Raw genomic sequence first — 12,693 nt, 5'->3', positions numbered from 1 at the left:
GCGCTGTGCATTTAACGGACGCATGCGTGTTTACGATGCAATCCAATCAACCCGCTTTCTTCAAGCAAGGCCCCAAGCCGCTCACGCGGCTCTTGGTGTTTGCCATGCTGTCGCTTGCGCTCGTCATCGGCGATGCGCGCTACAGCATGCTGGGCCGCGTGCGCGAACAGATTTCCGTATTGCTCTATCCGCTGCAATGGCTGGCGACGGCACCGTTCAAGGCCATCCGCACCGGCAATGACTTCCTGACCCGGCAAGCCGACCTGCAGGCCGAAAACCGCCAGCTGCACGATGCACAACTGGTGGCCAGGGCCAACGAGATGAAGCTCAAGGCACTGGAAACCGAGAACACCTATCTGCGCGGCCTGACCGCCGCACAGGCCAGTCAGCCGCGCGCCAGCCAGCTCACCGAGGTGCTGTATAACGGCCGCGACCCGTTCTCGGCCAAGCTCATCGTCGACCGTGGCGACAAGCAGGGTGTGCATGCCGGGCAGATCGCCATCGACAGCCGCGGGGTCGTCGGCCAGGTGGTGCGCGTACAGCCGCTGACCAGCGAAGTACGCCTCTTGTCCGACCGCAACCACATGGTGCCGGTCGAAGTGGAACGCACGCAGATGCGCACCGTTGTCTATGGCATGGGCCGCCAGCAATTGCTGGAAATCCATAATCTGGCGCCCAACGTGGACATCCAGGTGGGTGACATGCTGCATACCTCGGGCATCGACGGGATTTACCCGGCCGGCCTGCCGGTCGCCAAGGTGGTCAAGGTTGATCGCCAGGCCACCTCGTTCGCGCGCATCCTGTGCGAGCCGCTGGCCGAGGTCGACAAGCACCGCTTCCTGCTGTTGCTGGACGCGCCGGGCGGTCGCCCCGCCTATCCGGTCGAGGAAACCGCCTCCGCACCGGCCACCAAACCGAAAAGGGGCCGCTGATGCCCGTTACCCGCCAATTGCTGCGCCCGGTCAGCATTACCTTCATCCTGCTGACCTTCGCCATTGCACTGCTGATCAATCTGTTGCCGTGGCAGGCCAGCGTGGCCAACTTCGCACCTGATTTCGTCGCCATGATGGTGGTGTACTGGACCCTGAACCAGCCACGCCGCATCGGCATTGCCACCGCCTTCCTGCTCGGCATCGTGATGGACGTGGGTGACGGCAACGTGCTGGGCCAGCATGCGCTGGCCTATACCGTAATGGCCTACCTGACGCTGTCGCGCCAGCGGTTGATTGCCGTGTTTCCGTTCTGGCAACAGGCGCTGGTGGCACTGGGCCTGCTCACGCTGGGCCAGACGCTGATGGTGTTGATCCAGCTGGCGCTGGGCAACAACTTCGTCGGCTGGGCCTACTTTGTCGGCAATGTTCTTGCTGCGGTGCTGTGGGCGCCGCTGTGCAACCTGATGCTGTCCCACCAGCGCAAGCCCGTCGTCGTCAATTTATGAAATACCGCCGCCGCACGCTGTTTTCCAAGCCCGTCAAGGGCCGGATGCGGCCTCCCTCGACCAATGAACTGAAGAACGCCAATGCCGAGCGCTACGCCTTCCAGCTGCGCATCGTGGCAGCCGCGCTGTTCGTGCTGGCGCTGTTCGGCTGCCTGCTGGCACGCTTTGTCTGGCTGCAGACCTTGCAGCATGACAAATACCAGACCATGGCCGAGGCCAACCGCATTTCGCTGGTGCCGGTGCAACCCTCGCGCGGCATCATCAAGGACCGCAACGGTGTGGTGCTGGCGCACAACTATTCGGCCTATACGCTGGAAATCACGCCATCCAAGCTGCCCGACTCACTCGAACAGAGCATAGAGCGGCTGAACAAGATCATCGAGGTCACACCCAAGGACAGACGTCGCTTCAAGAAGCTGATGGATGAAACCAAGGAGTTCGAGTCGCTGCCGATCAAGACGCGCCTCTCGGACGAGGAAGTGGCACGCTTTGCCGCCAACAGTTATCAGTTCCCGGGCATCGAGGTGAAGGCACGGCTGTTCCGCCACTATCCGCTGGGCGAGCTGGCCAGCCATTTGATCGGCTATATCGGCCGCATCAACGACAAGGATCTGGCCGATCTGGAAGACGCCGGCGAAACCGCCAACTATCGCGGCACGGATCATATCGGCAAGGTGGGTATCGAGCAGTTCTACGAATCACAGCTGCACGGCACCACCGGCTTTGAAGAAGTCGAGATCGATTCGGGTGGCCGCGCCATTCGCACCCTGCGCCGTACCCAGCCCAAGCCGGGGCAGAATCTGGTGCTGTCGGTCGATATCAAGCTGCAGGAAATCGCCGAAAACGCGTTTGGCGACAACAATGGTTCGCTGGTGGCCATCGACCCCAAGACCGGCGGCATTCTGGCGCTGGTATCCAAGCCCGGTTACGACCCCAACCTGTTCGTCGACGGCATCGACCCGCAGAACTGGAAAGACCTGAACGAATCGCCCGACAAGCCGCTGAACAACCGCGCGCTGCGCGGCACCTACCCGCCTGGCTCCACCTTCAAGCCCTTCATGGCGCTGGCTGCGCTCGAAGGCGGTTTCCGCAGCGCCAATGCCGCCATTGCCGACCCGGGCTTCTTCTGGTTCGGTGGCCACCAGTTCCGCGACGACAAGGCAGGTGGTCACGGCATGGTCGATATGTACCGCTCCATCGTGGTGTCGTGCGATACGTATTACTACTCGCTCGCCAACACCATGGGCATCGACAATATCTCGCGCTTCATGAAGCTGTTCGATTTCGGCCAGCCTACCGGCGTCGACATCCAGGGTGAGCAGCCAGGCGTGCTGCCCAGCCAGGAATGGAAGAAAAAACGCTTCAAGAATCCGGCACAGCAGAAGTGGTTTGCCGGCGAAACCATCTCGGTGGGCATCGGCCAGGGCTACAACACCTACACCCCGCTGCAGATGGCGCACGCCACCGCCACCCTGGCCAATGATGGCGTGATGTTCAAGCCGCACCTGGTGCAGTTCATCGAGGATGCCGACAAGGGCAGCCGCACGGTGGTCGAGCCCATGCCGGTGAAAACCATTCCGCTCAAGCCCGAGAATCTGGCCGTCATTCACCGTGCCATGGCCGGCGTGGTCAAGGAAGGCACCGGCGCCAAGGCGTTTGCCGGCGCGCAATACGAGGCTGCCGGCAAAACCGGCACCGCGCAGGTGTTCAGCCTGAAGGGTGGCAAGTATTCGGAAAGCGGCACCAAGAAACACCTGCGTGACCACGCGTGGTTCATCGCCTACGCCCCGGCCAACGATCCCAAGATCGCGCTGGCGGTGCTGGTGGAAAACGGCGGCTTTGGCGCAGCTACGGCCGCGCCGATTGCCCGCCAGGTGCTCGACTATTACCTGACCGGCAAGAAGCCCAACGCGCCGGCCATCAACGCATCGGATGTGGAGAGCAGCGGCGATGATTAAGCGGATTTGGGAAGGCATCAAGCGCCCGGTTGATCCGTGGCTGCTGTTCTTTACCCTGCTGGTCTTGGTGCTGTCGGTCGTGGTGCTGTATTCGGCATCCAACCGCGACATGGACAAGGTGAGTGACAAGCTCACCTTCATGGGCATTGCCATCGTGGCCATGTGGTGTGTGGCCAATATATCGCTGCAGAACCTGATGCGGCTGGCCCTGCCTGCCTATGTGCTGGGGGTGCTGCTGCTGCTGGGCGTGCAGTTCTTCGGTGTCACCAGTCACGGTGCGACGCGCTGGCTGAATGTCGGCATCACGCGCATCCAGCCGTCCGAGCTGATGCGCATTGCGCTGCCGCTGATGCTGGCCTGGTATTTCCACCACTTCGAGGCACACCTGAACTGGCGCCATTTCGTCGTGGCCGCCTTGCTGATGCTGATTCCGGTCGGCCTCATCCTCAAGCAGCCCGATCTGGGCACCGCGCTGCTGATCGCCGCGTCGGGCTTCTACATCCTGTTCTTTGCCGGCCTGCCGTGGTGGCTGATCGGTGCCATGGCGCTGGCGGGCGGTGGCATGGCGTATACCGTCACGCACTGGAACCTGTGCATCCACCTGCTGCGCGAATACCAGTGCCAGCGCGTGGCCACCATGCTCGACCCGATGGAAGACCCGCTGGGCGCCGGCTATCACATCATCCAGGGCACCATTGCCATCGGCTCGGGCGGTCTCCTGGGCAAGGGCTGGCTGAATGGCACGCAGACCCACCTCGATTTCATTCCCGAGCGCACCACCGACTTCATTTTCGCCGTGTTCGGCGAGGAATTCGGCCTGGCGGGCAATGCCGTGCTGCTGGTGATGTATCTGCTGGTAATCGGCCGTGGCCTGACCATTGCAATGAATGCCTCCACCCTGTTCGGCCGCTTGCTGGCCGGCTCGATCACCCTGACCTTTTTCACATATGCCTTCGTCAACATGGGCATGGTGTCGGGTATCCTGCCCGTGGTGGGCGTGCCCCTGCCGCTGGTGTCCTACGGCGGCACGTCCATGCTGTCCATCCTTACCGGTTTCGGCATCCTGATGAGCATAGGCCGCGACCGCAAACTGATGAAGGCGTGACCATGCCGAACAGAACCCTGCTGCAACACCCGCTTGCACGGCTTGGCGCCACCCTCCTGGCCATACTGCTTGCCGCCTGCAGCAGCACGCCGCGCCAGAGCGCGCCCGTCACCGAGCGCGGCAACAACCCGGTAAGCCCGACCTCGCCGGTCACGCCACCGGTGGTCAGCAATGGCAATCCGTCGCCCTACCCCTGCGTGTATGCATCGGCCGGCGCCGGCAAAGGCGGGTTCTACAAGGATGACGGCCCGATGGACGCGTTGCCGGCCAGTCTGGACCTGACGCCGGAACCCGTACCGCGCTGGGAGCCGCTGCACCGTTTTGCCAACAATCCCTACACCGTACTGGGACTGTCGTTCACGCCACTGAAAACCCCCGGCGCGCTCACCGAGCAGGGCATGGGTTCGTGGTATGGCCGCAAGTTCCACGGCCAGAGGACCTCCAGCGGCGAGGTCTACGACATGTTCCAGATGACCGCTGCCTCGCCGGTGCTGCCCATACCGAGCTATGCGCGCGTCACCAATGTGAAAAACGGCCGCAGCGTGATCGTGCGCGTGAATGACCGTGGCCCCTTCCACAAGGGCCGGGTAATGGACCTGTCCTTCCTCGCCGCCTGCCGGCTGGGCTATGCCATGAACGGCAGCACCGAGCTGAAAGTGGAAAGCCTGCTGCCGACGGATGCCCCGGTCGCCATTGCCGCAGCCGCCAATCGCGAAGCCAAGGTCATCACCCCGCCGCCGGCTGCCACGCCGACACAGCCGCAAAAGGTGCCGGTCAGCACCGGCAGCGACGGCATCTACCTGCAGCTGGCCGCCTTCGGCAACCAGGCCAATGCCGAGGCCTTCCGCGACAAATGGTCGCGCCTGATCGACGATGGCACGGCGCAGGTGGTAATCCAGACCAATGCCAATCTGCACCGCGTGCGCGTTGGCCCCTACCCGGATCGGCAAGCTGCGCTGGCCGCGGCAGAACGCATCACCGGCGAGCATAATCTGCAAGCACTCGTGGTGAAATAACAACGGCATGCCCCCGCGGTTGCAAAGGGCCGGCTTTCGCCCAAAAATGAAGTACACGCATAAATACAAGGGATATACCCGTGGCACGCGCAGCGGCCAGCCAGCCTGAGCAGGAAAGCCTGCGCTCCTTCGGCCAGATCCGCCACGTGCTCATCGCCCTGTCGCTGAGCGTGCTGATTTTCGTCGCTGCGGCCGTCAGCTGGTCCATCTACCGCGGCTACCGCGAAACGCTGGCCGCCGCCGAGCAACAGATGCTCACGCTGGCGCAAACGGTGGACGAACATGTGGGCCGTACGCTCGACGGCACCGTCAACGGCTTGTTCAGTGTGCAGCAGGATGATGTATTCCGCCTGTGCCTGGCTGCACGTGATGGCGCCTGCTTGCATGCCTATCTGCAGCGCCAGATCGGCCGTACACCCCAGCTGGTAAGCTACGCAGTCGCCTATGATGACGGTCAGCTGGCGGCGTCCAGCCTGCTGCACCCGCCGCCAGAGCACAATCTGTCGCAAGTGCATTACTTCAAGGTAGCGCGCTCGCAGCCGGCCTCGCCCTACTATATTGCCGAGCAGCAGCCCGACCCGACCGGCAAGCTCAGCATCATACCGGTCAGCACCGCGCTGTCGGACAAGCAGGGCCGCTTCGTTGGCGCACTGATCGCCGGCCTGCAACCCGCCTATTTCCAGCGTATCTATCAAAATGTGAGCCAGAACCGCGCGGTGGTGCTGGACATCTTCCGTGATGATGGCCTTTCGCTGGCCCATTTCCCCTTTGATGAACAAAACAACGGGCGTGACCTGTCAAGCAAGACCTTCTTTGAAAACGCCTTTCGCCTGGGCGACAGCGGCGTATTTACAGAAACCAGCGCCACCGATCATGTCACGCGCATCTATGGCTGGCGGCGCGTATCAGGCCTCCCGTTGGGCATCATGGTGGGCATAGACCGCGAAACCGTGCTGCAACCCTGGCGGCAGGAAAGCTGGATCAATGGCGGTATCAGCGCGCTGGCGGTATTGTCCGGCTCGCTGCTGCTGTTTTACCTGCTGCGCCAGATCAAGCGACAGGAGCGTACGGAGGCCGACCTCTATCTGACCAAGGTCGCGGTGGAGCGCGGTGCCGATCTGGCCATCTGGCTCAATCCGCACGGGCAGATCCGCTATGTGAATGCCACCGCCTGCAACCGCCTAGGCTACGCCGAGGGCGAGTTGCTGACCATGCGCTTCCGCGACATCAATCCCACCTTCCGCAGCGACGCCTGGCCGCGCTTCTGGGACAAACTGCGCGCGCAAAAGCACCTGTTCGACGAGATCACGCTGCGCACACGTGCCGGCGAGGAATTCCCCACCGAGGTGTATTCCAACCACATCGTCTTCAAGGGACAGGAATACAACTGCGCGGTGGTGCGCGACATCTCGGAGCGCAGGCTGGCCGAAGAGGCCATCATCAAAAGCGAGCAGCAACTGCGGCTGGCGCTGGAAGCGTCCAGCACCGGCCTGTTCGACATGCCGCTCGACAACCGGCGCAATGCCGTCACCAGCCCGGAATACGACCGGCTGCTGGGCTTCGAGCCGGGCGAGCTGATCGAAACCTTCGACAAGTGGAAGGAACAGCTGCACGTGGCCGACCGCGACATGGTGATCGGCGCCTTCCGCGACTACTACACCGGCGCCTCGCAGCAGTTCAGCATCGAATTCCGCCGCAAGGTGAAATCAGGCGGCCACCGCTGGTTCCAGTCGCAGGGGCGTTTTGTCGAATTCGACAGCCGCAACCGCCCCACCCGGCTGATCGGCACCATGACCGACATCACCGAGCGCAAGGAAGCACAGGAGCGCATTACCGAGCTGGCCAACTTCGACAGCGTAACAGGGCTGGCCAACCGCAACCTGCTGCGCGACGAGCTGCGGCTGGCAGTCGCCTCGTCGGAGCGCTTCGGCCGCAAGCTGGCAGTATTGTTCCTCGACCTTGACCGTTTCAAGACCATCAACGACTCGCTGGGCCACGCAGCCGGCGACCAGGTGCTCAACCAGGTGGCCGAACGACTGCGCAAGATCGTGCGCCGCTCCGACATCCTGGCACGGCTGGGTGGCGACGAGTTCGTGCTGGTGCTGACAGAACTGAAGGACGCCATGCAGGCCGGCGATACCGCCGAGCACCTGCTGCAGACCTTTGCCGAGCCCTTCGAGCTGGAAGCCGGCGGCTTTGCTACCACCACCTCGATCGGCATCAGCGTTTATCCCGATGACGGCAACGACCCCGACACGCTGATCCGCAATGCCGACGTAGCGATGTATCAGGCCAAATCAAGCGGCCGCAACAACTTCCAGTATTTCACCGCCGACATGAATGTGCGCGCGTCCGAGCGGCTGGAGCTGGAAACCAGCATGCGCCACGCGCTGACCAATGGCGAATTCGAGTTGTATTACCAGCCGCAGGTCAGCCTCAAGGACAACCGCGTGATCGGTGCCGAAGCGCTGATCCGCTGGAATCACCCGGAACAAGGGCTGATCTCGCCGGCCAAGTTCATTCCGGTAGCCGAAGAAAGCCGCATGATCGTACCCATAGGCAACTGGGTACTGCAGGAAGCCTGCCGCCATGCCGCGGCATGGCAGGCTGCCGGCTTGCCGCCCATCACCATTGCGGTCAACCTGTCACCGTTGCAACTGCACCAGTCCAACCTGCTGGACATCGTATCGGACGCAATGAGCAGTGCCGGGCTGGCGCCGCAATACCTGGAAATCGAAGTCACCGAATCGGTGGTAATGCAGGAAGTCGAACACGTGATGGCCATGCTGCACGGCATCAAGCGGCTGGGCGTCAAGCTCTCCATCGACGACTTCGGTACCGGCTATTCCAGCCTGTCCTATCTGAAGCGCTTTGCCTTCGACAAGCTCAAGGTGGATCAGAGCTTCGTGCGCGACCTGGCGTCGGACGCCAACGATGCTGCCATCGTGCTGGCCATCATTGGTCTGGGCAAGACGCTGGGCATGTCGGTATTGGCCGAAGGCGTGGAAACACCGCTGCAACTTGAATTCCTGCGCCGCGCGCAGACCGACTCCATCCAGGGCTATCTGTTCAGCCGCCCGCTCAACGCCAGCGAATTCCGCAAGCTGCTCGGCAACCCCGAAGGCATGCTGCTGTCCTCATCAGTCGCCCCCATCTCCGGTTAAGCCCTCCCCGCAGCCCTTGCCCGCAAAGCGGCAATCCCAGGAACCCGGCTTTGCCGGGTTTTTTATGCGCGCTCCGCTGCCTTTTGCCCGCATCACCATGCCTTCAGGCAAACGGGCTGTCATTTCCGGCCCCGCGGCAAATCGAACCAAAACGAACATTTAACATCACAAAAACGCCATCCACTCGTCGGACCATGCACAAAAACAATGCGTAAAATGTGCGAATCATGTTGCATTTTGGTGAAATTCCCGCTTTACTACGCGCATACCGGTGCATAACTCACAAAATCGATCCACAAGTGCCGGAAAAGCAAACCAAATCGAACAACGATTTAGCTGCACCACGCGGCCCGGCCGCAGCCTATCTGCAGCACAACCAGGAGTCGAAACATGAAATACATGCTTAACGCCGTGATGGCATCCGCGATTGCAATCAGCTGTGGCGGCGCCCTCGCCGCCGACAAACCGCTCAAGGCCGTCGGGGTCTCGGTCGGCGATCTGGCCAACCCCTTCTTCGTGGCCATCGGCAAAGGTGCGGAAGAATCGGCCAAGAAGATCAATCCGAACGTGAAGGTCACTACGGTATCGAGCAAGTACGACCTCAATACCCAAGTCGGCCAGATCGAGAACTTCATTGCCAACAAAGTCGACATCATTCTGGTCAATGCGGTTGACCCCAAGGGCATCGCCCCCGTGCTGGCCAAGGCCAAGGCTGCCGGCATCGTCGTGATGGCGGTTGACGTGGGCGCCGAAGGCGCAGACGCCACCGTGATGTCGGACAACGTGATGGCCGGCACCGAATCGTGCAAGTTCATCAGCAAGAAGCTGGGCGGCAAGGGCAATGTGGTCATCGTCAACGGCCCGCCGGTCACCGCCGTGGTTGATCGCGTAAAGGGCTGCAAGGCCGAGTTCGCCAAGACCCCGGGCATCAAGGTGCTGTCGGACAACCAGGACGCCAAGGGCAGCCGCGACGGCGGCATGGAAGTGATGTCCAACCTGCTGACCGCCAATCCGAAGATCGACGCCATCTTTGCCATCAACGATCCGTCGGCCATCGGTGCCGAGCTGGCCGTCAAGCAGGCCAAGCGTACCGACGTGAAGGTGATTGCCTCGGTCGATGGCGCACCGGATGCCGAAGTCGCACTGAAGGACAAGAACAGCCTGTTCGCCGTCACCACCGCGCAAAACCCGTACAAGATGTCCATTGAGGCCGTGAAGATCGGCTACGGCATCATGAACGGCAAGAAGCCGGCCACCCCGGTGATCATGTTGCCCACGCCGCCGGTCACCAAGGAAAACGTCGGCAGCTATCAGGGCTGGGTGAAGAACTGACCCGAACTGAGCAGGGATGGCGGCGGCGCGGCCACGCAGCGCCTGCCGCCCCCGACCGGGCCGGCAATGCCACATTGCCGGCCAGCGAGAAGGAAGCACATGATGACCAACGAAGTCATTCTGGAAATGTCCGGCATCAACAAGCGTTTCGGGGCCACCCGCGCGCTGTCGGACATGCGCCTGACCATACGCGCGGGTGAAATCCACGCGCTGATGGGCGAGAACGGCGCAGGCAAATCGACGCTGATGAAAATCCTCTCCGGCGTCTATCAACCCGATTCGGGGCAGATTTTGCTCGATGGCAAGCCGATTGCCATCAAGGGGCCGAGTGACGGCCGCCGCGCCGGCATCAATCTGATTTATCAGGAATTGAGTGTCTCGACCAACCTCACGGTGGCCGAGAACGTCTTTATGGGCAGCGAGCCGCGTGGCCGCTTCGGCCTCGTTGACCACGCCAGCATGCGCATGTGGACCAACGACGTGCTGAAAATGCTGGGTGCGCCGTTCAATGCCGACACCCACGCCGGCAAACTGTCGATCGCCGAGCAACAGCAGGTGGAAATCGCCCGCGCGCTGGTGCACAAGGGCCGCGTGCTGATCATGGACGAGCCGACCGCCGCGCTGTCCGACCGCGAGACCGAGCACCTGTTCCGCGTGGTGCGCAAACTGCGTGACGAAGGCATTGCCGTCATCTACATCAGCCACCGCATGGCCGAAGTGCACGCACTGGCCGACCGGGTGACCGTGCTGCGCGACGGCGGTTATGTGGGCGAAATGACCCGCGACGAACTCGACCCCACCCGCATCGTGCAAATGATGGTGGGCCGCCCGCTGGGCGACTTTTACCAGCACAAGGCCGGTCGCGTGCCGGGCCGCATGATGCTGGAAGTGGAAAACCTCAGTGGCGCCAAGGTCAAACCGGCCTCGTTCAGCGTGCGCGCGGGCGAAGTCGTCGGGCTGGCCGGGCTGGTCGGCGCCGGCCGTACCGAGCTGGCGCGGCTGATTTTCGGTGCAGACCGCAAGCACAGCGGCGAAATCCGCATCGACGGCCAGCCGGTACAAACACCCGACCCGCTGTCGGCCATCAAGCTGGGCATCGGCTATCTGCCGGAAGACCGCAAGGGCCAAGGCCTGTTCCTGCAGCTGTCTGCGCTGACCAACACCACCTTGAACGTGGTGAGCCAGCACGCCCGTGCCGGCATCATCAACCACAAGGCGCTGGAAAAGCTCACCCAGGATGCCATTGCCCGCCTCAACATCAAGGTGCCCGGCCCGGCCGGCATCGTCGGCGGACTGTCGGGCGGCAACCAGCAGAAAGTGCTGCTGGCGCGCTGGCTGGAAATCAAACCGCGCGTGCTCATTCTCGACGAGCCCACGCGCGGCGTGGATGTCGGCGCCAAGAGCGAGATTTACCGCATCATCCACGAACTGTCGCTGCAGGGCGTGGCCGTAGTGGTGATCTCCAGCGAGCTGCCCGAAGTGATCGGCATCTGCGACCGCGTGGTGGTGATGCGTGAAGGCCAGATCACAGGCGAAGTCAGCGGCGACGCCGTTACCCAGGAAAACATCATGACGCTGGCCACCCATGCCGGCGAACCCGCTGCCAATGCGCCCGTCGCGCTGCAGGCCGCCTAGGAGCACAACCATGTCCACCCACGCCATTTCCGACACCGCACAGGCGGCAGGCGCCAAGCGCCACGGCAACCTCGTCGGCCACCTGTTCAACCGGCTCGGCATGCTGCCGGTGCTGATCGTGCTGTATCTGGTCTTCTACGGCCTGACGGTGTATTTCAGCGCCGACGGCACGTCCAACTTCATGACGGCCGACAACACCATGAACATCCTGCGCCAGGTGGCCATCAACCTGGTGCTGGCCTGCGGCATGACCTTCGTCATCCTCACTGCCGGCATCGACCTGTCGGTCGGCTCCATGCTGGCCGTATCGGCCGTGCTGGGCATGCTGGTCTCGCTGCCCGGCCATGCGCCGGCGCTGGCGATCCCGACCTTCCTGATTGCCGGACTGGTGATGGGCATGCTGAACGGCAGCATGGTGTCCTTCCTCAGCATCAACCCCTTCGTGGTGACCTTGGGCACGATGACGGCACTGCGCGGCGCGGCCTATCTGTTTGCCGACGGCACCACGGTGCTGAACCAGCAGATTCCCAGCTTTGAATGGATAGGCAACGGCGATTTCCTCGGCCTGCCATGGCTGATCTGGATTGCCGCCGGCGTGGTGCTGTTGTCGTGGTTCATCCTGAAAAAGACCGTGCTCGGCCTGCATATCTATGCCGTGGGCGGTAACCCGCAAGCGGCAAGGCTGACCGGCATCAAGGTGAGCTTCGTGCTGTTGTTCGTGTACTCGATCAGCGGCTTCTTCTCCGGCTTGGCGGGCGCCATGTCGTCCAGCCGGCTGTACGGCGCCAACGGCAACTGGGGCGTGGGCTACGAGCTGGATGCGATTGCTGCCGTGGTGCTGGGCGGCACCAGCCTGATGGGCGGGGTCGGCACCATCTGGGGCACTGTGATCGGCGCGCTCATCATCGGCGTGATGAACAACGGCCTGACCATTCTCGGCCTATCGTCGTTCTGGCAATACGTGGCCAAGGGCGCAGTGATCGTGCTGGCGGTGATCCTCGACAAGTGGCGCCAGAAGCAAGCCGCACTCAACTGAGGAAACACC

At 62.5% G+C, this 12,693-nt stretch carries 9 protein-coding genes; all 9 read left to right on the top strand.

What is annotated here, in order from left to right; all coding sequences use genetic code 11:
- Nucleotides 1-35: 35 nt before the first annotated feature.
- The 9 genes from mreC to B9A19_RS02790 all read left to right on the top strand — a co-directional run bounded on the left by mreC (nt 36) and on the right by B9A19_RS02790 (nt 12,684).
- Complete coding sequence (mreC, locus tag B9A19_RS02830) at nt 36-932, top strand: rod shape-determining protein MreC (protein ID WP_084089025.1); 897 nt, start codon at nt 36-38, stop codon at nt 930-932.
- A complete protein-coding gene (gene mreD, locus B9A19_RS02825; protein WP_084089024.1) occupies nt 932-1,438 on the top strand; it encodes a rod shape-determining protein MreD in 507 nt (168 codons plus the stop codon). Before mreC ends, mreD begins: the two co-directional genes overlap by 1 nt.
- Nucleotides 1,435-3,396, top strand: a complete 1,962-nt coding sequence (gene mrdA / locus B9A19_RS02820; RefSeq protein WP_217806966.1) for a penicillin-binding protein 2 — start codon at nt 1,435-1,437, stop codon at nt 3,394-3,396. The genes mreD and mrdA overlap by 4 nt, the downstream gene beginning before the upstream one ends.
- Nucleotides 3,389-4,501 (top strand): rod shape-determining protein RodA, encoded by a 1,113-nt coding sequence (rodA, locus tag B9A19_RS02815; RefSeq protein ID WP_084089023.1) that lies wholly within the window; start codon nt 3,389-3,391, stop codon nt 4,499-4,501. Before mrdA ends, rodA begins: the two co-directional genes overlap by 8 nt.
- A 2-nt stretch (nt 4,502-4,503) precedes the next feature.
- A complete protein-coding gene (locus tag B9A19_RS02810) occupies nt 4,504-5,517 on the top strand; it encodes a septal ring lytic transglycosylase RlpA family protein (RefSeq protein ID WP_084089022.1) in 1,014 nt (337 codons plus the stop codon).
- A gap of 80 nt (nt 5,518-5,597) precedes the next feature.
- Complete coding sequence (locus B9A19_RS02805; protein WP_084089021.1) at nt 5,598-8,681, top strand: bifunctional diguanylate cyclase/phosphodiesterase; 3,084 nt, start codon at nt 5,598-5,600, stop codon at nt 8,679-8,681.
- Between the two features lie 390 nt (nt 8,682-9,071).
- Nucleotides 9,072-10,013: an ABC transporter substrate-binding protein gene (locus B9A19_RS02800; RefSeq protein WP_084089020.1), complete on the top strand. Its 942-nt coding sequence runs from the start codon at nt 9,072-9,074 to the stop codon at nt 10,011-10,013.
- A gap of 99 nt (nt 10,014-10,112) precedes the next feature.
- The gene (locus B9A19_RS02795; RefSeq protein ID WP_245804245.1) at nt 10,113-11,648 is read left to right on the top strand and encodes a sugar ABC transporter ATP-binding protein; all 1,536 of its coding nucleotides are present in this window, start codon (nt 10,113-10,115) and stop codon (nt 11,646-11,648) included.
- 10 nt (nt 11,649-11,658) lie between these two features.
- A complete protein-coding gene (locus tag B9A19_RS02790; protein ID WP_084089018.1) occupies nt 11,659-12,684 on the top strand; it encodes an ABC transporter permease subunit in 1,026 nt (341 codons plus the stop codon).
- The last annotated feature ends 9 nt before the right edge of the window (nt 12,685-12,693 follow it).

Source organism: Andreprevotia lacus DSM 23236 (genome assembly GCF_900176275.1).
In the GTDB taxonomy this organism is placed as follows: Bacteria; Pseudomonadota; Gammaproteobacteria; order Burkholderiales; family Chitinibacteraceae; genus Andreprevotia; species Andreprevotia lacus.
Note: the sequence above shows the minus strand (reverse complement) of the source record. Positions and strands in the feature narration are given on the sequence as shown.